This is a genomic window from Secundilactobacillus paracollinoides, from assembly GCF_001702155.1.
In the GTDB taxonomy this organism is placed as follows: Bacteria; Bacillota; Bacilli; order Lactobacillales; family Lactobacillaceae; genus Secundilactobacillus; species Secundilactobacillus paracollinoides.
The window spans coordinates 707,696-731,329 of record NZ_CP014912.1 but is presented as its reverse complement, the minus strand read 5'-3'; the positions used below and the strand labels follow the sequence as shown (position 1 = coordinate 731,329).

17 protein-coding genes and 3 pseudogenes are annotated in these 23,634 nt (G+C 48.3%); 8 read left to right on the top strand and 12 right to left on the bottom strand.

The genetic code is table 11. From position 1 onward, the window contains the following. Nucleotides 1–597: 597 nt before the first annotated feature. Together AYR61_RS02985 and AYR61_RS02980 are read right to left on the bottom strand one after the other, a co-directional pair. Nucleotides 598–1,071, bottom strand: coding sequence for a C40 family peptidase (locus AYR61_RS02985; RefSeq protein WP_054709475.1), 474 nt, complete (start codon nucleotides 1,069–1,071; stop codon nucleotides 598–600). Between the two features lie 314 nt (nucleotides 1,072–1,385). Continuing rightward, complete coding sequence (locus AYR61_RS02980; RefSeq protein WP_054709478.1) at nucleotides 1,386–2,297, bottom strand: linear amide C-N hydrolase; 912 nt, start codon at nucleotides 2,295–2,297, stop codon at nucleotides 1,386–1,388. Nucleotides 2,298–2,669: 372 nt separating this feature from the next. Between AYR61_RS02980 and AYR61_RS02975 the strand changes: the two genes are divergently transcribed. Together AYR61_RS02975 and AYR61_RS02970 are read left to right on the top strand one after the other, a co-directional pair. After that, nucleotides 2,670–3,317, top strand: coding sequence for an LVIS_2131 family protein (locus AYR61_RS02975; RefSeq protein ID WP_054709481.1), 648 nt, complete (start codon nucleotides 2,670–2,672; stop codon nucleotides 3,315–3,317). Between the two features lie 288 nt (nucleotides 3,318–3,605). Beyond that, entirely contained in the window at nucleotides 3,606–4,460 is an 855-nt protein-coding gene (locus AYR61_RS02970; RefSeq protein WP_225356510.1) for a Fic family protein, read from the top strand. Nucleotides 4,461–5,123: 663 nt separating this feature from the next. On the opposite strand, the gene AYR61_RS02965 is transcribed toward AYR61_RS02970, so the two are convergent. From AYR61_RS02965 to AYR61_RS02955, 3 genes are all read right to left on the bottom strand, one after another. After that, entirely contained in the window at nucleotides 5,124–5,687 is a 564-nt protein-coding gene (locus tag AYR61_RS02965; protein WP_056987604.1) for a DUF1097 domain-containing protein, read from the bottom strand. A gap of 167 nt (nucleotides 5,688–5,854) precedes the next feature. Then, the gene (preA, locus tag AYR61_RS02960) at nucleotides 5,855–7,126 is read right to left on the bottom strand and encodes an NAD-dependent dihydropyrimidine dehydrogenase subunit PreA (RefSeq protein ID WP_056987605.1); all 1,272 of its coding nucleotides are present in this window, start codon (nucleotides 7,124–7,126) and stop codon (nucleotides 5,855–5,857) included. Continuing rightward, nucleotides 7,126–8,358, bottom strand: a complete 1,233-nt coding sequence (locus AYR61_RS02955; RefSeq protein ID WP_054709484.1) for an FAD-dependent oxidoreductase — start codon at nucleotides 8,356–8,358, stop codon at nucleotides 7,126–7,128. The genes preA and AYR61_RS02955 overlap by 1 nt, the downstream gene beginning before the upstream one ends. 671 nt (nucleotides 8,359–9,029) lie before the next feature. Between AYR61_RS02955 and AYR61_RS02950 the strand changes: the two genes are divergently transcribed. Both AYR61_RS02950 and AYR61_RS02945 read left to right on the top strand, forming a co-directional pair. Further along, the gene (locus AYR61_RS02950) at nucleotides 9,030–9,356 is read left to right on the top strand and encodes a metal-sulfur cluster assembly factor (RefSeq protein WP_054709510.1); all 327 of its coding nucleotides are present in this window, start codon (nucleotides 9,030–9,032) and stop codon (nucleotides 9,354–9,356) included. A gap of 13 nt (nucleotides 9,357–9,369) precedes the next feature. After that, the gene (locus tag AYR61_RS02945) at nucleotides 9,370–10,269 is read left to right on the top strand and encodes a helix-turn-helix domain-containing protein (RefSeq protein WP_054709487.1); all 900 of its coding nucleotides are present in this window, start codon (nucleotides 9,370–9,372) and stop codon (nucleotides 10,267–10,269) included. A gap of 588 nt (nucleotides 10,270–10,857) precedes the next feature. Here the strand turns inward: AYR61_RS02945 and AYR61_RS02940 are convergent. After that, nucleotides 10,858–11,511 (bottom strand): response regulator, encoded by a 654-nt coding sequence (locus AYR61_RS02940; RefSeq protein ID WP_054709489.1) that lies wholly within the window; start codon nucleotides 11,509–11,511, stop codon nucleotides 10,858–10,860. Then, a complete protein-coding gene (locus AYR61_RS02935) occupies nucleotides 11,504–12,550 on the bottom strand; it encodes a sensor histidine kinase (RefSeq protein ID WP_225356509.1) in 1,047 nt (348 codons plus the stop codon). The genes AYR61_RS02940 and AYR61_RS02935 overlap by 8 nt, the downstream gene beginning before the upstream one ends. A 381-nt stretch (nucleotides 12,551–12,931) precedes the next feature. On the opposite strand from AYR61_RS02935, the pseudogene AYR61_RS02930 reads away from it, so the two are divergent. After that, nucleotides 12,932–13,861: pseudogene (locus tag AYR61_RS02930) on the top strand (YfcC family protein); the annotation flags it as partial. Here AYR61_RS02930 and AYR61_RS02925 read toward each other — a convergent pair. The 3 genes and pseudogenes from AYR61_RS02925 to AYR61_RS02915 all read right to left on the bottom strand — a co-directional run. After that, nucleotides 13,856–14,242: pseudogene (locus AYR61_RS02925) on the bottom strand (MFS transporter); the annotation flags it as partial. The pseudogenes AYR61_RS02930 and AYR61_RS02925 sit on opposite strands and share 6 nt — an antisense overlap. A 171-nt stretch (nucleotides 14,243–14,413) precedes the next feature. Further along, entirely contained in the window at nucleotides 14,414–16,282 is a 1,869-nt protein-coding gene (locus AYR61_RS02920; RefSeq protein ID WP_065901599.1) for an FAD/NAD(P)-binding protein, read from the bottom strand. 623 nt (nucleotides 16,283–16,905) lie between these two features. Further along, the gene (locus AYR61_RS02915; protein WP_054709497.1) at nucleotides 16,906–17,466 is read right to left on the bottom strand and encodes a M15 family metallopeptidase; all 561 of its coding nucleotides are present in this window, start codon (nucleotides 17,464–17,466) and stop codon (nucleotides 16,906–16,908) included. Nucleotides 17,467–18,030: 564 nt separating this feature from the next. Between AYR61_RS02915 and AYR61_RS02910 the strand changes: the two are divergent. The 3 genes and pseudogenes from AYR61_RS02910 (at nucleotide 18,031) to AYR61_RS02900 (ending at nucleotide 21,467) form a co-directional block, all read left to right on the top strand. Next, nucleotides 18,031–19,551, top strand: a pseudogene (locus AYR61_RS02910) (YfcC family protein). Between the two features lie 32 nt (nucleotides 19,552–19,583). Next, nucleotides 19,584–20,921, top strand: a complete 1,338-nt coding sequence (locus tag AYR61_RS02905; RefSeq protein WP_065901597.1) for a M20 family metallopeptidase — start codon at nucleotides 19,584–19,586, stop codon at nucleotides 20,919–20,921. 201 nt (nucleotides 20,922–21,122) lie between these two features. Beyond that, nucleotides 21,123–21,467, top strand: coding sequence for a hypothetical protein (locus AYR61_RS02900; RefSeq protein WP_054709500.1), 345 nt, complete (start codon nucleotides 21,123–21,125; stop codon nucleotides 21,465–21,467). Between the two features lie 696 nt (nucleotides 21,468–22,163). Here the strand turns inward: AYR61_RS02900 and AYR61_RS02895 are convergent. Next, entirely contained in the window at nucleotides 22,164–22,790 is a 627-nt protein-coding gene (locus AYR61_RS02895) for an NAD(P)H-hydrate epimerase (RefSeq protein WP_054712803.1), read from the bottom strand. Nucleotides 22,791–23,064: 274 nt separating this feature from the next. Beyond that, nucleotides 23,065–23,571: a MarR family winged helix-turn-helix transcriptional regulator gene (locus AYR61_RS02890; RefSeq protein WP_065901595.1), complete on the bottom strand. Its 507-nt coding sequence runs from the start codon at nucleotides 23,569–23,571 to the stop codon at nucleotides 23,065–23,067. Nucleotides 23,572–23,634 lie beyond the last annotated feature (63 nt).

Below are 23,634 nucleotides of genomic sequence, written 5' to 3'. Positions count from 1 at the left end.
TGTTGCCACTAGTTAAGTATCACATTAGCGTTAAACCGAGTTTGAAGAAAATCCGCCCTCGACTGCGAATAAGGACATTAACAGTCATGCTCCTCACAATATGCTAGTTACTGGTGACGATTGATTAACAGGTTTCACTGCACCACTTATGAGTTAGTTTTTCCAATTCATGCTGACGATTACCAGTATTGTAGCGTAGTGGAGCCGCTCGGCATTGCAGGCTGTGGTGTCGGTATTAGTTAGCAACCGTCTTTTGGTCGGTTACTAATACGGGAGACGTTGAGATCCTTGAATTTCTAGTTTATACTGCGGAAACGTGTTCCGCAGACCAACTCCCTACTGTGTAAGTCAACTTTGCCAGAAATTCAAGACCGGAATTTCCGGCAAAATCGCCTTACACTCCGGGAGTTACCCGGCCTGCTCCACACTCTGGCCACAGCCTGCAGGGCCGAACGGCGGAACGGAGCGACCTTGTATAGCATGCAATAACAGAAAGCACCATACGCACAGTTCTGCCGACGCAACGCAGTACAGCACTTTATGACACACAAAAAGACACCCCGCAAAAGCGAGGTGTCCATCAGTCTCAAAATTGAATTAGTCTAAACTTGTGACCCGGGCAGAACCAACGTAGTGCCACCATGGGGCTTTAACGGCTTCCTTAACAACGCCGCGGTTTTGGGCGTCGATCATCTTGCCGCTACCGACGTACAACCCAACGTGGCTGATACCAAAGACGCTGCCGCCGAAGAAGACGAGATCGCCCTTTTTGATGTTCTTGTAGCTGACGTGCGCGTATTTGTTGTATTGGGCTTGGGCAGTCCGTGGAGTGGTGATCTTGGCACTCTTCTTGTAAACGTAAGAAGTAAAGCCTGAGCAGTCAAATGATGAAGGACCAGTTGAGCCGTAGCTGTAACGCTTGCCCAATTGTGCTTTAGCGACTTTGTAAACCTTTGAGTAAGATGTGGTGCTTGCGCTAGCGGTCTGTGGCTGTGCAATCGTGTCGGCAGCGACGGTAATGCCTAAGATGGTAATTACGGTTAATGCAAGTTTGACAAACAATCTTTTCATAGTTAACAAAATCCCCTTAATTTAAATTCTAATCTATCGTTTCGTTTTTTATTATTTTTAAATGTCGTTTATTTATTGAACGGTTATTAGTGTATCAATCGCACGTTACAAGAGTGTTGCAACGTATTATCGATTAGATTAATAGAAAAACAAGGTTTGTCATTTCAAGAGGGTTTTTAAAAATGAAAGGGTGGTTGCGACTTGCTATACCGGCTTTAACCCGTATATTTCAGGAATGTGACAATGGTGTGATTTACCGGTGTTTGCACAATAAAAAAACCACTTTTTTCTTCAAAAAGTGGTTGAAAGTTGATTTATTTGGCGAAATCCACTACGGATAATGACTGGCTTCTCATGGTATCGATAGGAATATGCGTATACGTTAACGCTTTTGTATTCATGAAACTGATGTAATGGGTAAAGTTATGATTAGGTTTTTGTTGCCCATTTTCGAGTTTTGGTGTCACGACCTGTTTGAGGTAGGTCAACGCTGCGTTCTCTGCATCGTTACCCGTTTTCGGTTGCGGATGCCCCAATCGATTGATTGCTGTTCGAATGAACCGGTTTGTTGGAATCGGTCCCTCTGGGAGTGGTTGCCCGCTTGCCAGCCACGCTATGGAAGCCTGGGTGAGGGTCGGTTGTTTCGTATCTGGCACCTGTAAAAAGGCGGCCAACCCGCTGTAATGATCAGCCAGTGTCGGCGTATTTGTCATGACCTGGATCGGGTTGTCGGTTGCTGTGAGCGTCAATGATGTTGGCTCAATGTAGGCCGTTGCCCCGGTCGCATCAGCTAGCACCCAGTGGAAGGGGTAGACTTTATTTTCAGCGTACCAGACGTGGGCAATCAAAGCCACTTGCGGAAGGTCAGCGAGGACATCCGCGACCGTTTGATGGCTGCTCAATACCCATAAAATGAAATCTTGCGGTGTGAGGTTGACCTTGTCGGACTGTGGGTCATCATAGTAGGTGACCCGACTAGGCAGGTACAGTTCTGCACAACTCAGTCCCGCTGCGTTGATGCCGTCACCAAAAAGGGTGTGGCCGTTTAAGTTGCGAGCAGCCCCGACGATGTTAAATTGCGTGGTTGCTGGCTGCCCAAGAATTGGCTGCCACTCAGTGCCTGCTGGTAGCTTTGTCGGTACCCACGGATCAACGTTTGGAAAGTCCATGGTCCGTGCCAGAATGGTTGTCTGGTCTGACGCTGTAAGGGTTAAACTCGTGCACATGTGTCCGCCTGCTTTCTTTTCCTACTATATAATACATCGCCCATGTCATCACCTGTTACTGTAACACAAACTGCTGACGATTCTTGCAAGGAATACTTATGATATGATTTGTGGGTATCCTAGCGATTTTCAATAATGACGGCCACCACTCTAGCTTGAGCACGCGTACAGTGTGGCCTGGGTTGAAATTTGTAAACGCGCATCTAATTGCACGATTGACCGACGATAATAAATGGCTGTCAACCCGTATCAGTACAGCGTATTTCGCGAAAAGAATTACGTCGAAACACTTGTTTTTAGCAATCGGTTCCTTTAATCTAATAATGAAGGTTTGTGTGTGTCATCACATTGAGTAGAAGGGAATTGTGGCTTATGAAATCAGCTTGGAATTTAATTGGAATGGGGCTTTGGCTGCTCCTGCTGATTTATCTTGTGTGGATGGTGCATGATATGCGGGTCAGACGACTTAAATTGATTGTGACCGAGAAAAAGTCGTTTTCTGCACAGAACTTAACGAAATCAACAATTGAAGTGATTATCTTTTTATTGGGACTTTGGGGCATGAGTTACGCAACGTTCTTTCAGGACGTCAGCAAGCTCAACACGAATCGAGTAACGGTCGCGTACCATTACAAACCACTGGTCCTAGATACGACTAGTGCGGCGCAGTCGACGTATGTGACCGTGAGAACGGGTAAGGGCCGCAAGCCGATTCAAGTCTACAAGTACTCGACGGATGGTGAAACGGATCAGGTCTCAAGTCTGGATGCAACAATTTCGGGCGGTAAGGATCCAATAAACGTGTCCGCTAGTGCGTACAAGTGGAACAAGAAAACGGTCAAGCGCTACGATACAAAGACTCAAAAAGCATGGGTCGGTGTTGTAGAAACAACCTATAAGAAAGACTTCCTAAACGGTATCGGCCTCCACGCCGGCCGTCTAGCCAACCGCTTCACCCTGATCAGAGTACCGGATCATTCGTTTGTGAAGCAAACGAATTTGGGTGCGGATGAGCAGTAGAGAGCGCGGAACACTCCGCCCTCTGGCTTGTGGAGCGCGTTTAGTCTCGAGAACAGTAGAAAGCCTTCGACATCAAATCCCGGGTTTGGATTTGATGTCGGAAGTTGCTTACATGCAACCTCTTGCCTTCTGTAGAGCGTTTCTTCACTTATAAAAATAGAGACTGAACCAACTACTCTATAGCAGAGTTGGTTCAGTCTTTTTTGTAATATTTGTCTAGAGCAGGCATTGAAAATGCGATTGTTTTTATTTTTAAACATTTATTGATAGTATATTGAATGAAAGTATTTGACGAAAGAATTGATTATATTTAAATCTGAAGGAGATGGAAATGTGGACAATACTGCACTAGCGAGATTTATCTCTTCAATTGGAAGCTTAAATGGATATGGTAGTTCATTACTTCAAACTAAACATGCATTGGATTTGAATTCAAGCACACCTTTAAACCAAGACAGTGATGATGTAGCTATTTTTGAGGACGCCTTGAAGGGAATTACCGCTGTTCGGAGAGTTGGCTTTAGTGTTGACGGAATTATTGCCATCAATAAAGCATTTGATTCCGATTCTGATGAAGAGCCGAATTGGCCGGGCCATCTTCGCAATGCGTACTATAATGAAGATGATCGAATTGGTATCATTCTCGATGAAAAATCTCACAGAACATATATGCCACCAGAAGTAGTTGGTCGAAATGATCTTCAAAAGATAGTTGATGAATATATGACCTCTCCTAAAAAAGAAAAAGATGCTTGGCGAGTGTTTGTTAGAATTGCAAAGCTACAGCCATTTCAGGATGGCAATAAGCGAACAGCCTTGATAGCGGCTAATGCAGCTTATGATACTTTTTCAAGGGAAAACTATCTTGTTTTACCCTTCGATGAGCTTGACCAAACTGATTTTATGACAACATTAATGAGATACTATGAGACTGATAATCAAGACGAAGAAGAAAAATATTTTAATCGACTATTATCTTTATTACCTTCAGATAGAGAAAGAATTCTTCACAAACCGATTTCTCCTGATGATGGATCGGGGAAGACAATTACTTTTAATCTTAAGCCACAAATACGTAATAGGTCTGGGAAAAAGCCAAAAATAACGCGGAAAATTGATTTGAAAACGCAAAAACATGATTAATATATGTAAGCAAAGAGGCCAAGAAATGGCCTCTTTGCTTTTCTATTCGATTTAAGTGGATTACAGGCATAATGATAGGTTTTATGGGAAATCTAGCGGACACATTTTCAGCAAGGCAGAGGACTCCTGTGTAAGCAACTCTGGCAAAAAAAGTCAGGCCGGACTTTTCGGTTTTAGGCAACTGAATGGTTCAGGCCACTGCGCTCCCTTGTTACATTGCCGAAACGTGTTCAGCAAGGGGCTAACGTGTAACGGACTCTGGTCTAAAAGTCAGGCCCGGACTTTTAGACCAGAGTCCGTTACACACCGCCCCTAAACCGCCTTGCTTCACACTCTACAAAAAAACGACCAAGCAAGAGGCTCAGTCGCCACAATATGGTTATGGTTCCCGGTTGATTAAAATTAACTGGGGGATCTGGACGGTTGTTGATCACGGTATAGGGTAACCGTGTGCTTAGTATGTTGGGGTTGGGGTAACAACCATCTTGAGTTCATTATAACTGATGCGAAGGGGGAACTAAACGAAAACGGCTTGCGATTTTGCTATAAAAATGAGCTAGAAATGGTGCCATACCAGTAACTTGACGTAGACAAGTAAAAGACCTGCCGCGCCTCGCAACAGGTCTCAGTAAGCTTCTGTTTTCTCCTCAAAAACAAGGATGATTAAGCCTTGTGGTCGGCCATATTGTCAGTTTCCTCGGTGTCGGTTTCCTGCTCATGGTCGTTTTTTTCTGGGAAAAGCCGGAACATGATCTGGTTAAAGTAATCCGAGAAATACCCAATGACGAAGATGCCAAGCACCATGCAGGCATAGAGCTGAAAGACAAACAACCCCCAGTTGTGAATGGTGATATTGGACAGAATCAACATGGTGGTTCCCCAAGCAATCAGCCAAGCGGGCACCAGCGTGAATTTCATAATCGTTCCCTGTAGGAACAGCACAATGAAGGTCATGATACCGAACATGACGGATGAAGCAATGACGCCGGAAATGCTTGGGACGTGCAGCAGGCGAAAGGCAATCAATCCCCAAACGATGCCCAGCGCGAAACTGCACAGAATGTTCCAGATCTTGTCCTTGGGAAAGCCCGCACCAAAGAAGTAGGAAACCGCAATAAAGGCGGCGGAGCCCATCCACAGGGAGAATCCACTCATAATCAGACTGTAAACGATGGTAAACAACCCAACGCCGATCGCGTCAAACCAAACCTTTTTACTAATTTTCATGAGTCGCGCTCCTTTACTAAAGGGTGTCGCTAGTGTCAAAAATACCTGAAAAACTAGTATATCATATGACGCTGCTGTAGTGATACCAGGAATTCAGACACCCCTGACAGCCGTCAACGCCCTTCAGTTTGTCAGTTCACTGTAGCGTGTCGTGACGCGCAGTCACCTTAGAAATGAGTCAGCCGCGAGGACTCAACTTGTTTATCGGCTGCGTTACCCTTGCGTCCCGGTTTCAACACTTTCTCACCGGTCGTAATGGCACCCACGGGGCAGACCAGATTACATAACTGACAACCGACACAGCGGTTGATGTTCACGGATGGCCGCCGTTTTTCTTCATCCCAGGTGATGGCTTGGTGCGCCCCATCAAAACAGGAAATGTAGCACCGGCCACAGCCAATACATTTATCCCAGTCGATTTTTGGATAGACCTTGTAATCCCGGTCCAATTTTTCAGCTGGCACGATATTCTTGGTTGCTAACCCAACCAGGTCGGCGAGGTGGTCAACGTGTTGCTCTTCCATGTAGTGCATGAGACCGTTCTTCATGTCTTCAACAATCCGGTAGCCGTACTGCATGACGGAAGTGGTGACCTGAAGGGTGGTGGCGCCTAACAGAATGAATTCAGCGGCGTCCTGCCAGGTTTCGATACCGCCGATACCTGAGATCGGCAGTAATTCCAATCCAGCAGCGGTCCGGAGTTGTTGGATAAACCGCAGCGCAATGGGCTTAACGGCTTTCCCAGAGAAACCAGAGATGGATGACTTGCCATTAACGATCGGCAGCGCAACCTTCTTGTCCAGGTCAATGTTTGAAATGGATTTAACGGTGTTGATGGTAGCGATACCTTGTGCCCCACCGTCGAGACTGGCCTTGGCAGCTGGAATCATATCGGTGATGTTTGGCGTCATCTTGGCCATCATTGGCAGGTCAGAACCGCGTTTAACGGCGGCACAGTACTTCTTTACAAGTTCTGGGTTGGTCCCAACGTCGGATCCCATTTCGTGAGAGGTCATTTGCGGGCAGGACAGGTTCATTTCAATCATGTCTGCATCGGCTTCGGTAACGAGTTGTGCCAATTCTTCCCAGTCTTCTTCGTTGGTTCCCATGATGGAGGCAACGACGACTTTGTTAGGGTAGTTCTTTTTCAGTTCTTTTAAATCATGCAGGTTTTCTTCAAGTGAATGTTCCGCAATCTGTTCCATGTTCTTGAAGCCAACGAAGGGGGTGCCTTCCTTGGTCAGTTCATCGAACCGGGGTGAGACTTCATCGACTTTGAAATGTTTTGGCCCGATCGTTTTGAAAACGACACCGCCCCAGCCTTCGTCAAACGCCTTGGCACACATTTCGTAACAGTTGCCAACGGGTGATGAGGAGAGCAGGAAGGGGTTTTCGAAGTGAACGCCCATGAATTCTACGGATAAATCTTTATCAATCATTATTTAGTACCCCCTAACAGTGTTTGATCGATCAGATCAGCAACTTCTTTCCCTTTACGAACGGCCCAAACAACGGTCTGGTCGCCCTTCGAAATATCGCCGGTGATGTAGACCTTTGGATCGTCAGTTTTGTAACCCACGTAAGGGACAACTCCGCGTTCGATGTTGATGCCAAGGTTATCGGCGTTGATCTGTTGGCCGATGGCAAGGATAATCTTGTCGGCCTTGATTTTCAGTTCGCTATCGATGGTGCGGTGCTTGAAGGTGACCACGTTGCCATCCACGGCACTAGGTACGTAGCCATCAACGATGGTGACGCCAGCTTTACGAGTGCCAGCAAGTTCCTTCTTAGAAGCGCGGAATTCATCGAACTCTTCGTAGGCCACATCGGTGACGTTCTTGACGTCAAGGCGCTTAAGCGTTGTGGCGACATCCATCGCAACATCGCCACCGCCGATAACAACGGCGTTTTCTGGGATGTCCGTGATGTCACCCTTGGCGTTTTTAACGCGGGCGAGGAAGTCAACGGCCGATTCCACGTAGTCGTTGCCAGCAAACATCGATAATGATTTAGCTTCGCTGGCACCAACGGCGACGACAACGGCATCGTGGTCGGCTTTCAGGTCGGCCATGGTCATGTCCTTACCAATGGTGACGTTGTAGTGCATGTCAGCACCGAGGTTGACGATCCGTTTGATTTCAAAGTCGACGATGTCTTGTGGCAACCGGTATTCGGGAATGCCATAGGTCAAATAACCGCCAGCTTTTTCGTTCTTTTCGTAGATGTCGACAGCGTAACCGCGTTCCAGCATGGTCGTGGCAGTTTGCAGACCCGCAGGACCACTGCCGACGATGGCGATCGACTTGCCGTTTGCGGCACCCTTTTTGAGGATGTCCATCTTGGCCTGTTGCTCAAAGTCGGTGACGTAGCGTTGGATACCGCCAATATCGATCGGCCGGTCGATACCAGTCCGTGAGCAGGCCAATTCACAGTATTTTTCAGTCGGACAAACGCGGGCACAAATGGCACCCAAAGCGTTGTTTTCACGGATGGTTTCTGCGGCGCCCTTTACGTTGCGGAACCGGACACTGCGGATGAACTTGCCGGGATCGGTGTGGGCGGGGCAGGCTTGGGAACATGGCGCGTCGTGGCAGAGCAGGCAACGCGCAGCTTCTTCCATCACGGTGGTCATGGTGTAGCCGGGTGCTTCTGTTTCGTATTTCTTACTCATGGGAATCTCCTCACTTATCTTGAGTTTTATCGTGCGATTGAGTTGCGTGACCGAGATGAAACTGAACAGCGATCTGGGTCACAATTTCCTTTGTGATTTCGTTCACACGTTTTACAAAACCAAGACTAGCATGCAAGTGACGAATGGCCAAAAATGGGTGGGATTCATTTGAACGATTCTGACCGAATTTTGAAACGCTATATAAAAATTTATATAGAAGCTTTGCGTATTTTTCGGTAAACGTAAGGGGATGCCCTAATGGTTTTAAAACAGACAGCTGACAAGGTGCTGTTACAGCAATGCTGCGGGGGGCTAGCCTTAATAGTCGTTCTTTTTTAACGCAATTAAGTTATATTATTTTGGCATAAAATGGCAGGTATATAAATGAGTGTATGAGGCATCCCAATTAAGTAAAACACATTAGCAGAATCTTATTATATATGTAAATTATTTCACGAAAGTTAGGGGGATGGCCTAATGGATTCAGTATGTGCCATCGGGTATACTGTCCCTAGACGCCTACATATCGCGATAAAGAACCATTAAACGAGCGCATTCTCGGCCGGGAATCATTCGTTTAATTAAGCGTGTTAAAAATAAGGACCACTAGAACGTTTGTTAAATTGTAACTATACCAATTCTGTGGCCACTCAGCAGAAGGGATGAAAATGATGGCAGAACACTTAATTGAACCAACCCAACTCGAAAACGACGTCATGGACGCCTTGTCTGAGGTGCTTGACCCGGAATTGGGCATTGATATGGTGAATTTAGGCCTGATCTATGGGGTGAAGGTGACGGATGGGGCGTGTCTGATCACGATGACGCTCACTACGATGGGCTGTCCGATCGGCGACATTCTCCACGACGCAATTACGCAGGCTGCCGAAGCCGTTGCCGGCATTTCTAGCTGTGAGATCAACCTCGTTTGGGAGCCAGTTTGGGATATCAGCCGGATGAGTCGTTACGCGAAGGTTGCCTTAGGCATTCACGAATAGGAGGTCGCTTAACATGAAAATTGACCGGTTTGTGAGCCGCAGAAAGGCCCTTAAAATCTCTCAGTGTAAGCTGTCGCATGGGATTTGCACGCAGGCAACGCTGAGTAAGTTTGAAAACCAGAATAAAGTGCCGTCTTTGACGATTCTAAGTAAACTTTGCGTTCGGTTAGGCATGACTGTTGACGACCTGTATCAGGATGGCGCAACGTCTGTGCCGGAACTGCACCAGGCATTGGACACGATTGAACGTGACTTGATGACCGAAAACTACCCGGACGCCATCAAACGGATACAGCCGTTGACGTTAACTGATATCGACGCGATTCCTGATAAGATGCAGTTTTGCTATCTGCGGGGCTTGTGCAATGCGCTTGTCAATGCGCAGCCGGATAAGATCCTATTTGATTTTTCACAAATTTTAAACGACTTGGATGAACGCCACCAGACCATTTTTACCCAGTTAGCCTTTCTTGGTTCGGGTGTCATGAGTGCGCGACGGCGGGAAACGAGGCAAGCTGCTTTTTATTTCGAGAAGGTCAACCAGTATATTAAGACGCACCAGGGGCAGCTACAAGAAGCGGACGATAAAGCTGTTTTGCGGATGCTGACGCTCGTCTTTTTCACCGCGGAATTCTATGCGAACCAGGACAATTATCGGCTCAGCAACCAGCTGATCGATTTTGGAATCCAGCTCTGTTCTGAAAACCGCGTGACCTACTACCTGCCGCGGTTGAAGTTTCAGGCGGCTCAAAATGCGTTGGCTCAAAAGAAGGATCCAGCACTCATCCAACGCCTGATCAGTGAGACGCTGGCATTTGCCCGAATCAATCAGAATCAAGTCGTTGAGGTGAAGGTCGCGGCCTTGAATTGTGCCTTTAAGAAGCGGACGGATTATTCTGCTTTGGAAGGGTAGGACGGTTTGGTTGTGGTAACGCCACATTATTCAAAAATAGAGACGAAAAGCGAACCCATATCGTTGTTGTGCCGATATGGGTTCGCTTTTGTGTTTATTCTTGTGTTTTCAAATATATTCTAGGCGAGTCTTTTTGGGGCGCCTTGGGAATACCGACACCACAGTCTGCAATGCCGAACGGTGCCACTACGCTACAATTCTAGAAATAGTTAATTTTGAGAGCCAGGGTAACATAGTGTTATGAAAACTGGTAGTTAAATACTACCTTCAACTGACGCAGTGTATGAAGCATTGCTGACAATGAGTTTACTGGCAGTCGAGGGCGGATTCTCTACAAACTCGGTTTAACGCTAACGTGATACTTAACCAGTTTAAAAATTAAGCTCATCGTCAGTGGAATGGAACAATTTGGCACGACATCGTGGTGTCGATGTCACTTGATGGCCGTTCTTGGGCCATTTAGTGACATGCGAGACGACTGAGATCCACTCGAGAGCTGCGCAGCAGAAATCGAGTTAGCTCAGTCGCGAGCCACTTCGATGCCGTGCCAAATTGCGGAATGCAACGAAATCAACCACCTGCCACACTCTAAAACTCAATCATCTTATGATGAATCGCATACCGAACTAGATCCACATGCGACTCCAGATCCAGTTTCCGCATAATACTAGCTTTGTGTGCTTCAACAGTCTTGGTTGAAATGTTGAGCTTAGCGGCGACCTCTTTGTTGCTGTAACCGATTGCGACCAGCGGCATGACTTCTCGTTCCCGTTTTGACAACGCGTTATGGCCCCAGAGGTTGGTGTTGGAGCCATCGGACGTGATCTCTTTGATATCTGATTTCAGCAAAATAACATTTTCATCTACATAATGCTTACCCGTCACGATTGTTTTCAATGCGTTAGTGATCTCACTATCCGGCGAGCTTTTTAAAACGTAGCCAACAGCCCCGTACTCGATCGATTTATCGACGTACGCTTCTTCGCCGTGCATCGATAAAATGAGAATCAAAATTTCCGGGTACTGCGCCTGAATCCGCTTCGTCGTCAACAGGCCGTTTTCACCCGGTGGCATACTCAAATCCATGACGACGATATCAATGTCGCCGTGCCCCACGCGGATAAAGGTGTCGTTGCCGGTGGCCGCTTCAGCAACGACCTGGTAATCTGGCAGTTGATCAATTAGAAATTTCAGCCCCGACCGCACAACAGCGTGGTCGTCGGCAATCAGTACATTATACATGTTGATAACTCCCCTTGCTGGTTTGGACGGGGAACTTCACCGTGATTGTTGTCCCAACTTGTGGGTCCGACTGCACGTCAAAGATCCCGTTAAGTGACTTGATCCGGTCGTTCATGTCGTGAAGCCCTAGTGAATGACCGTTGAATGCTTGATGGCTTGAAACGTCAAAGCCGTCGCCATCATCGATAATCTGTAACGTGATGAAATGGTCGTGTTCAATTAATAAGAGATCAATTTCGCTGGCGTTAGCGTGCTTCAAGGTGTTGTTCATGGCCTCCTGTGCCACCCGATAAAGGGCACTTTGGACGGTCTTTTGGAGTTCCTCTGGATGGGCGTTTCCCAACACTGAAATGGTGACACCCGAATTCGTTTGCAGGCGCTGCGCCAGCGTCTTAAGGGCTGAGAAGAGGCCAAACTGATCTAGAACGGATGGCCGAACGTCTAAGGCCATGTCTTTGACCTCACTCAGCGTCGTTTTGAGTTCGTCGGCAATCGCCAACGTGCGTGTTTTGAGTTCACTTTCGGATAGCGCACAGGTCCCCAGGTTTTTGACACCCATGATGGCCGAATAAACGCCCTGGGCAATATTGTCGTGCAGGTCAGCGGAGATCCGTTTGCGTTCCAGTTCACTGGCGTGCATCGCCGTTTGACTGTTACGCTCATGGTCCGCCATTTTGATGACGTGGTCGATTGAAGCCCGACTCTTAAGTGTCAGCGAGGACAGGTGTTGCGTTTCATCTAGGGGTTTATAAACCATATAGTAGCCTGTTTCCTGATCGTCGCTGCAGAGAACCGGCATCGCAAATTCATCCAGTTCGTTGCAAATGGCACAGGTGTTGCAGCCTGTTACGGCCGAATGGCGCTCCTTGGTCGCCGATTGTGCGAGTTGAATCAGGTAGCTTGGGTCAAAGTGCAGGTGATCCTGCAGACATTGCGCCAAATGGTTGCTCAAAAGAAGGTCGTCATCTTGAAACAACATGATGGCCACGGGGGTGTTTTTAAAATAGGCGCTCATCCAAGTTGTCGGTGGTGTTTCCAATTTAAAAACCTTCCTTCTTTTTTTAAAATACATGGATCATGGCCCAGTACAACGATTTACTTGATTTGGACGCTCGTCATTACCTAAGTTTGATTAATCACAAGTGCGGGAAAATAAAGCTTAAAAACGAAATACCGAACCTATTATAGTATCACTAATTATACCATATTCGTGAGTCAATGTAAGCAATTCCTAAGCTTTCATAACAATCAAAAATTGTCGGAAATGGATGATAGATCGTAAAAATATGGCGCTGTAAATTCGGCTAATGCGGGACAAAAACACTAATGAAAAAATGTACAAAAAAATCAAACTTTCTTCATAACTTATTAAAATCTTAGGAATAAACTAATGGTAGGTTATAAAAAGGAGATGAACATCATGCAATCACCAAACACACAACCTAAAAAACGGCGGTTTAAAATGCCGTCAGCGTTTACGATTTTATTCATGATCATTGGGCTTGTTGCAATCCTGACCTGGATCATTCCAGCCGGTGCTTATTCCACTGATAAGGTGGGGAATATCATTGCCCACACCTATAAGTCAGTGACGGCTAATCCGCAAGGTATCTGGGACATCTTTATGGCCCCAGTCTACGGCATGGTCGGCAATGATCATACCGAGGGTGCCATTTCGATTTCGCTATTTATCCTGGTTATTGGGGGCTTCCTGGGTGTTGTGAACCGCACCAAAGCGCTTGATGACGGAATCGGTTCCGTTGTCCGCAAGTACAAGGGCAAGGAGAAAGCGTTGATTCCAGTCCTCATGTTTCTGTTTGCGCTTGGCGGGTCGACCTACGGCATGGCGGAGGAAACCATTGCGTTTTATCCGCTGCTCATTCCAGTCATGATTGGCGTGGGATTTGATTCCCTGGTGGCCGTCGCCATCGTCCTCGTGGGGTCCCAGGTCGGCTGTCTAGCCTCCACTGTGAACCCGTTTGCGACCGGCGTAGCCTCCCAGACACTCGATTTGTCCATGGGTCAAGGATTGTTTCCACGGTTGATCCTGTTGGTGATCGTGGTGCTCATCAGTATCTGGTATGTTTACCGTTATGCCTCGAAAATTGAGAAGGATCCAAGCAAGTCACTGGTCTTCTCACAACGTGACGAGGATCTGAAGCGGTTTGCGATTGACAGTGATGCCGACAACGTTGCCATGACGGGGCGGCAAAAAGGGGTCCTGTGGCTGTTTGGCGCGACGTTCGTCATCATGATCGTTGGTCTGGTGCCGTGGGCATCGATCAACAGCAGTTGGACGTTCTTTGAAACGGCAACCAAGTGGCTGAGCGGCATTCCAGTTTTAGGCAATGCTGCCGAGTTGCACAAAGGCGCTGTTGACGCCTAGCGCGGTACCGTGACGTTCCGGTGGAAAAATCTGTGTAATGATTCCGAAGTTGGTCGCCATTGTCATTGAGGCCCCCAAGGCTTGGAGAATTCGAGCAGCCATTAACAGCGGCAGGGTGTTGCTGAGCCCACACCCGAGTGACCCCAAAATGAAAATGATGGTGCCAATCTGAAACAGTGAAATTCGGCCAATCTGGTCTGACAGTTTACCAAAGAAAATGAGTAACACACAGATAAGGACTAGGTAAACGGACACGACCCATTCGGCCTCGTTCATGGGCACGTTAAGGTCCCGCGAGATTTGGGGCACCGCGATGTTGACGATGCCGGCATCAATGGTGGACATAAAGGAGACCATTGACGTTGCGAGTAAAAGAATCCATTGTGAGCGTTGCTTCAAAACGTCACCTCCTAATAGTAATAATAATTTTATTATATGCTTTATAAGTCAATACACAATCATGACGACGTATAAAAAAACACCTGTCTGATTTAAAGGCAAGTGTCTGAGTGCTCATTAGTTGACCAGCGGATCGTCGAAGGTGTGCTCACCAGTCATGATCTGCTGGGCAATCCGGTCCGCTGCCCGCAGATTACCATCGTTGATGCCAGGCCGTGGACTCAGCCCCGTCATCCAGTGAGTGCTTTCAGTAATGATGCCAAAAGCGTACAGGCTGTTATGCGGTTGGCCGATTGCGTTGAGGACCCGGTCTGTTGTTGGGTCGATAGCCAAAGCGTGGGTGAAATAGGCGTTACCGTCCGCTTGCTGCCGCTGGTCGGGATGCCCGAGGTTGCTAGCCAGCAGTTGCCGAATTAGCGGGTTCGTCGTCACGTTGACATCGATGGCTGGTGTGCGCGCTTCAATGAGGACCCGACTAGTTAGGGCATGACCGTTGGCGGGTGTGGAAACCGAAAACGCAGCGTCAGTCGTCTTGACTCTCATTTCGGGTGGCACCAGCGTGACGATGTCGGCCGCAATCAGGGCGCGAAGCTGTTCAACACGAATAACGGGCGGCCCAACTGCCAAAAAATCTTGCAACGGGGTGTAGTCGAGTAATAAATAGGTCAAATAATCGTCCGGCGTTAAAATGCCCGCTTCGGTGATTTGACGAATCGTCTCGCGCAGATCCCGGAACGTTTCCAGCGCACTAGTTAGTGGACCAGTCTTAGTCCCCCGTTTTGCATCCGCAATGAGCGGGTCCAAATAAGCGAGCTGGTCGGCCGTACCTTGCAGGTTTTCGGCCGGGTGCGTCAATCGCTGCCAGTCGAGTTGGTCTTCAGCAGCTATTGGTAGCTGGTCAATGAGACGAAGCGGATCGGCAGCAGTCGTAAATTGATGCTGGAAAATGGGAAGGTTTAGCGCCGGATAACGGTCTGTAATTAAGCGCGAATAGTAGACATAAGCGACCTCAGCCTTCAGTAATTTTTCCAATTTCTCAGCAGGTAACGGCGCGTCAGGTGAGAATTGGGACAAACATTCAGGTGTTAAAAACTGTGGTTGGAGTTGTTCCCCATATCGTTTTTGATTCGTACCTTTTGGATAGTAAGGGAAACCGCGACGGGATCCAGCGATGATTTGCGGCTCCTTGTCCGAGGATTGATAGCTTAACAGTCCGTTCGCCCCGCGATGAAAGGTGCCGCCGCGTCCGCTCGTGAGCAGGGTGACGTAGTCATAGAAACTGAGGCCGACGCCACGGATGATGACGGGTTCACCAGGCTGGATGGCTGAAAAATCGGTATCACCCGGAAACTGTTGCGGCACGTAGACGGCGTCGTGGGCGCGAGCAAATTCAGTAAAGTGTTGCTGCTCTGGGGTTGGTTCACTGAGGTAGTGACCAGTCGTTAATATGAGCCGGTCTGCTGGCCGCTGCTCTGCGGTAGCACGAAGTAACCAGTGACCATCAGTGGCCCGTTTAACTTCTGTAACCGTGGCCTGTTTTTGAATCAGTTGAAAATTGGCAGGCAGGTTGGCTGTCATACTTGCCAGCGCCCACTGCAGGTAGACCCCAAAGAGGGCACGGGGCGCATAGTCATCGGAGCCGAGGTGCGCAACATCGTTTAAAAAGGCGGTTTGATGGCGATAATCATGCTGCTGAATAAACGTCCGTGCCGTTTCTGTTGTCGCCCAGCTCGCCAAGTCTGGGCCGGTCAGCCGTTGCGGTCCCGCCATCTGCACGGAAGCGTCCGCAAACACCGTCAACTGCTGCGCCGGCGTGTTCATAATCAGCAAATGCGACTGGTCAGTCCGCCAAACATGGCCGCCGACCGGAAATTCGTCAACGAGGGTGACTGTTAGCGGTCGCGAAGCGTCATGATGCTGCCACGCCAACAGTCGCCCCAACACAGCGATGCCACGCGGGCCAGCGCCTACGATCGTGATGTCCATTTGGGGCCTCCTTTCTACTATCGGATTGTTTGATTTAGATTCTGAGTCCGTTGCATTCTGCAATTTGGCACGGCATCGAAGTGGCTCGCGATGAAGCTAATTCAGCTGTCGCTGTGCGCCATCTGAATGGATCTCCATCGACTCGCACATCAGTAACCGACCAAAGAACGGTCGCTAACTGATGTCGACACCACGATACCGTGCCAAATTGCGCCATTCCACTCACAGTGAGCTTAATTTCGCCTCTGGTTAAGCATCGCAATGGCGTTAAACCGAGTTTGAAGAGCATCCGCCCTCGACTGTTGCTACGTTCATTGACAGCGATGCTGTTACGAGACTCGATCATAGCCGGCGATTGCTAAACAGGAGATAAGACGCAACAACGCTGTCGTATTGATGCTGGTGTGTTGATGCAGATTGCCACAACAGTAGTGTAGTGGAGTCGTTCGGCATTGCCGGCAGTAGTGTCGGTGTAAGTTGGCGAGGGTTCTTTCCTCGCTTACTTACACGGGAGACGTAGGAGATCCTTGAATTTCTGCAAAGAAATTCAATAGCTCCGGAGCGACCCACTACAGCCGGCAGGGCCGAACGACGGAACGAAGCGACATTTTTATCCTGAGTCGCTAATGTGCATACAGGTTAGGATCGACCTGCTTTGGGCCATAGCTGTCCATGTCGGCGTCGCGGTAGTCCCACCATTCGCCTTCGTAGCCGACGAATCCGGCTTGGGTCATGGCTTGGAGGAGAATTTGGTAGTTCTTTTCCTGTTCGTCAGTTCGGGGATAGTCGCGGACGGCTTTGCCGGTGAAGTCGTCGAAGCCGGATTGCATGGGGATCTCATTGCCGTCCATGTCTGTTAGGGTGAGGTCGAAGGTGACGCCCTTTTGGTGGGAAAAGTTGGGATTGGGTTTAGCGACCCAGCGCGTATCTGAGACCACGTCAAACAATTTTTGCTGGGCAGTGACCGGACGAAAGGCATCCCATATTTTGAGCCGGTAGCCCTGTTCCTTTAAGAGCTGACTGGCAACGCCGAGTTTCTTGACGGTACCGGTCCGCGAAACAGCGGTGGTGAAGTCATAGATGACCTTACCGGTAAAGTTGTCGGTGGTGGCGTACTTTAAATCGACGATGATATCAGGATCGATATCTTGAACATTCATAAAATCAGGATCTTTTTCTGGCATGAGCAGTGTCCTCCTAAGGGTTTAGTTAAGTTTAGTATAGGTGATTATGAGAGAAAAATGGCAATGATTTTCATAATTGTGTTCACATGACGGATAATAGCGGTTAGTCACACGTGATTCATAAACAAAAATAGGATAAAAATTCACATTTGATTCACAATTATACAACGGTTGTTCGACTTGAGCACAGCTATACCAATTGTTAGTAAAGGCACAGCTGTTGCTGTTTGTTGGCAGACCACATTCGCTTGAATGACCAACTGGGTGATAGACGCGCTGAAGTGAATTCGCGTACTGACAATAATCCAGTTGAAACAGGTTGTATTAACGGTTAAATAGGTTAGCCCATTAATGACAGCTCGCAACTATGATGATATTGTAACCGGTTTCGTAGACAACACCAAACAATTTGATGGCTTTCTTGTAATTTGCTAAAAAAGGGTAATATGCACTAGACCGGTTCATTCATTCACCTGTGTATTTTGACACAAGAAGTTCAATAAAATTCATGGGGGCTTAATCTCGTTGCGCTAAACTTAAGTATAGCTGTTAGGAGATGAGTGTATGGAAGCACCAAACACACAGCCGAAACCAAGACGACACTTTAAAATGCCGTCTGCGTTCACTATTTTATTTTTCATTATCATTGCGGTTGCTATTTTAACCTGGCTGATTCCGGCTGGTCAGTATTCAACGGATAAGGCGGGCAACATTATCGCCCACACTTACCGCACCGTTAAGGCGAATCCTCAGGGCATTTGGGACGTCATGATGGCCCCAGTCAATGGGATGGTCGGCGAAGGGAAGACCGAGGGCGCCATTCCCGTTTCACTGTTTATTCTCGTGATTGGGGGATTCCTGGGCGTTGTCAACAAGACCAAGGCACTTGATGACGGGATTGGTACCGTTGTGCGCAAGTACAAGGGGCGTGAAAAAGCCCTGATTCCAGTGTTGATGATCTTATTCGCGCTTGGCGGATCAACGTATGGGATGGCCGAAGAGACCATTGCCTTTTATCCGCTGCTGATTCCCGTGATGATCGGGGTTGGGTTTGATTCACTGGTGGCCATTTCAATTGCGCTGGTGGGGACACAGGTGGGGTGTTTGGCCTCAACGGTGAACCCGTTTGCGACTGGTGTGGCTTCCCAAACGCTGCATATTTCCATGGGTGACGGGCTGATGCCGCGGTTTATTCTGCTGATTTTAGTGGTCGGCGTCAGCATTTGGTACACCTACCACTACGCCTCAAAGATCGAAAAGGATCCAACGAAGTCGCTGCTGTATAACCAACGGGATGAGGACCGGAAACGGTTCACGATTCCAAGCGGCGAGGAAAATATTCAGATGACGGGGCGGCAAAAGGCCGTTCTCTGGCTGTTTGGCTTAACCTTCGTGCTGATGATCGCTGGCTTAGTGCCATGGGATACCATCAACTCAAAATAGACGATCTTTAACAACTTCACCAAGTGGCTGACGAACGTGCCATTCTTGGGCAATCTGGTGGGTCACGATATCGTGCCGCTGGGATCATGGTACTTCAGTGAAATTACGATGTTGTTCCTGTTCATGTCGATCGTTGTGATGTTTGTGTACCACATGAAGGAATCCGACTTCATCGACGCCTTTATGGGCGGGATGGCCGACTTCTTGAGCGTTGCCATTATCGTGGCAGTTGCCCGTGGGATTCAAGTGGTCATGAACGATGGGATGATCACCGACACCGTGCTTCACTGGGGTGAACTTGGTCTGAAGGGGTTGTCACAAAGCGTCTTCATCATTTTGACCTACATTTTCTACATTCCAATGTCGTTCCTGATTCCATCAACATCCGGTCTGGCTGCGGCAACTATGGGCATCATCGGACCAATGGGCAAGTTTGCCGGCGTGGCAGGCAGCACCGTTGTGACGGCCTATCAAGCTGCGTCTGGCTGGGTCAACCTGATCACACCAACGTCTGGTGTCGTGATGGGGGCGCTGGCGATTGCTCACGTCAACATCAGTACCTGGTGGAAGTGGATCGCGAAACTCATGGTCATTTTGTTTGTGTTGACCTGTGTGTTCTTAGGCATTTTAGCAGTCCTGTAACCACGATAAAACGATATTAAGGAGGAATTAACATGACCAATTATGTCACGCAACAACATCACGAGGCCGCTGTGGCTGCCTTGAAACGCATGATCAGCAAGAATTCAGCATTGTCGGATGCCGCACCTGGTGCGCCGTTTGGCAAGGGTGTGCGCTCAGCCTTAGATGAAATGATGGCCATCTGTGCTGAACTTGGGTTTAAAACTTACGAAGACCCTGACGGCTACTACGGGTACGCTGAAGTGGGCGAAGGGAAGGACATCTTCGGTCTGATCGGCCACGTGGACGTGGTGCCTGCCGGCGACCCTGCTGACTGGGACACGGATCCGTTCACCGCCACGGTTAAGGATGGCAAGATCATCGGTCGGGGTGCTCAGGATGATAAGGGGCCTTCAATCGCCGCGTTGTTTGCGGTTAAAGCTTTGATGGATGCTGGCGTCCATTTTAAGGAACGCGTTCGGTTCATCTTTGGGACGGATGAAGAAACCCTCTGGCGCGGCATCGCCGTTTATAACCAGAAAGAAGAACCCATCACCCACGGGATCGCGCCAGATGCTGAATTTCCCGTGACCTATGCTGAAAAGGGACTGCAACAGTCCTACTTAGTTGGCCCTGGGTCGACTGAATTGACTGTTGATGCCAAGTCAGCCTTCAATGCGGTTCCAGCAAAGGCCTTTTACAACGGCCCTAAGCTAGCTGATGTCAAGGCTGCGTTGGATGACTTCGGCTTTAAGTACGAAACGACCGGCGACGGCATCACTGTTTTGGGTAAGTCAGTTCACGCCATGTTAGCACCACAGGGCACGAATGCTGTCTTGCGTTTAGGCATGGCATTGTCAAAGGTCTTCCCAGATAACGACCAGTTGGGCTTTATCGGCAAGTTGTTCAAGGAAGACGCGACTGGCACCAACGTTTTAGGCGACGTTAAGGATGAAGCTTCCGGTCATCTGACGTTTAACATTTCCAGTCTTGAGATCAACGCCAAGGAAACGCGGATGCAGATCGACATTCGGATTCCAGTGACGGTCGACCACGACAAGCTGATCGACCAGTTGAGCAAAAAGGTCACCGAATACGGCCTGACTTACGCGCATTTTGATTATTTAGCACCACTCTATGTGCCCGAAGATAGCGAACTAGTTAAGACGTTGATGCGCGTTTACAAGACCCTGACTGGCGACGATACGCAGCCTCAAGTGTCTGGCGGCGCAACCTATGCCCGGACCATGAACCAATGTGTGGCCTTTGGCGCCATGTTACCAGGTGTGCCAGACTTCATGCACCAAGTGAACGAACAATGGGAACTTGAGAGCATGTACAAAGCAATGGACATTTATGCTGAAGCAGTGAAGGAGATCGTTGGCGACTAATCGGCCGACCACTCATCACAACTGAATAGTGACTTAAAAAAAGCAACGCGGAGCTTGTCTACGTTGCTTTTTGAGTGCAGAAAATTGAAGGGGTTACGAATTGGTAACGAACACGTTAACGTTTCGTAAAGGCACTCGATTTACAGCAGGCCATCCGTTACACTGAACATAACAAATTGAAAATGAAGTGGGGGCTTCATCATGAAACGGCATTTGGGGTTGATTGCAGTAGTAGTTGTCATTCTTGCAGTAGGCAGTTTCTTCTTTTACGATCTACCAGAAAAGGTAGCAGTGATCCAACAAACGGACCAGCTCGTCTCGCAGCACAAGATCACTAAATTTAAGGATGTCGCGGTAAATAGCCAAACGGTCCGAAATCTGGAAGCCTTATCGACAAAAACAAAGATCTCAAATTTGTCGGATGCCGAGGGTGGCAGCGGCAAACAACTGTACTACGTCGGCCAACTGGGCAAGCGCCAGGCAGGGGTTGTTGTGGAGAAGGAGATGCCGTTTGTGTGGAAGGTGAGGAGTGTGAATGTGTGGTAGAGTGTGGAGCAAGGCGGTTAAGGGGCAGAATGTAACGGACTCTGGCAGAAAATCCCGGGTCTGGATTTTTTGCCAGAGTCCGTTACATGGCCGCCCCTTGCCTTGCGGAACACGTTTAGTCTACGTAAAAAGGGAGCGCAGAGGCCATCACCAATCAGTCGCAAAACCCAGAAAAGTCCGGGCCTGACTTTTTGGTCATAGTCCGTTACACGTTAGCACCGTGCCTTGCGGAACAAAACTAACCATGCATGCTAAAAAAATACAAAAAGCCAATCAAAAAGACTGAGCCAGCAAATGGTTCAGTCTTTCTCGTGTTTTAATTTTTACTTTCTTTCGACACAGTGACAATACCATAAGCTTAGGCCACTTCCTTCTAGGCAACCTAGCAGAAACGCGTTTCGGAAAACTGAGGGCTACTGCCTAAGCAACTCTGACAAAAATGCCAGGCCCGGGCATTTCTTTGTGGTTCTCTGTCCTTGAGCCGAAACGCGTTTCGGAAAACAGAAAGCTGCATGTAAGTGAACTCTGACAAAAATGCCAAGCCCAGGCATTTCTTTGTGGTTCTCTGTCCTCGAGCCGAAACGCGTTTCGGAAAACAGAAAGCTGCATGTAAGCGAACTCTGGCAAAAATGCCAGGCCCGGGCATTTTTGCCAGAGTTCACTTACACTCCGCTTCCTACCGTTTTCCTCCACGCTCTACTCCAGATACACCCCAATATCCTCAACAAACAACGTCCCGGTATACTGTTTCCCAGAAGCGGTATCAAAGCACTTCTTACTATAAGCAAAGCTACTAGTCGCATTCGCCTTAACGGTCGCACCCTGAGGCTCACCAGTATCGGCATTTAAACCTGATGGCACATCCACACTAAACACCTTAGCATTACTGCCGTTAATGGCGTTGATCCAGGTCGCAAATTTGCCCTCAACAGGTCGATCCAATCCTACCCCAAAGATGGCGTCCACAATGGTTGTGTAGTCACCGAGGTTGATGTCGGCTGGAATCACAGGGATTTTGTAGTAGTCGATGATTTTTAACTGTTGGGTCGTCTCAGTGGAAGCTTTCGACCGGTCACCAGTTAACATGACGGTAACCTTAACACCTCGCACGTGCAACAACCGCGCAATAGCGATGCCATCACCACCGTTGTTTCCAGTGCCGGCAAAAATTAAGACGTTGGTTAAATCATAGTCACCAGTGAGTAACCGGTTAGTCGCGCCTAATGCGGCCCGCTCCATCAATACGAGGGAGGGAATGCCAACGTCTTGAATCGTGTGTGCATCGGCACGTCGCGCATCTGCGACTGAAATACTTGTTGTCATGAGATCACGTCCTTTGTGAAATTGTTCTACAAGTATACCGTATGCTAATTTTTGAGAAATGCAATGATTAAGTTGTTTTGGGATGGCTTGCATTTTGAAAATTTGGGTAAAGTAAAACGCACTTGCCTGTTTGGCAGTGCGTTTTTTTGGTTGGTTCTCTTGGTTCTCTTGGTTCTCTGTTATATAGCGGAAACGCGTTCCACAAGGCTGAGGGCTACTGCCTAAGTAACTTCCGGCATAAATGCCAAGTTCGGGCATTTATGCCGAAAGTTACTTAGGCTCCGCCCTCAAGGCGCCTTGTTCCACGCTCTTTGCCATTTGCCAACGGCGTTTGATGTCGGTCCGACAACACGACTTTGGAAATATCGAAGAGTTCGTTTCCCAAATGGTTGATGTCGATATGTTCCAGATCACCGGCGAAGGATTCCCACCAATTGTTAAATTGTTTGAGTGCATGGTCTAACAGCCGCTTCCCCTCGGCTGTTAGTGTCAGCTCCTTGACCCGCTTATCACGGTCGGCGCTGGTCTTGTTGATCAGTTTAAGTGACGTCAGATGTTTGACCATTCGCGTCATTAACCCTTCATCAACTGCTAAAGTCGTTGCCGCCCGGCGTTGGCTGATCGGCTGGCTTTCCAAGATAAGGACCATCAGATACATTTCGGTAATGTTAACTGGCAGTTCATCCTGCACAAGAAGTTGGTTCATGTCTCGTTGCAGTTGACGGTGCAAAATTGCGTTGTATGTGGATAGTGTTAAATAACCATTTCCGGACTTATCCATTGCGCGGTCACCTCAATCCCCTATATTCATTGACAATTAAAGTATAAGCGTTTTTATGCCCGT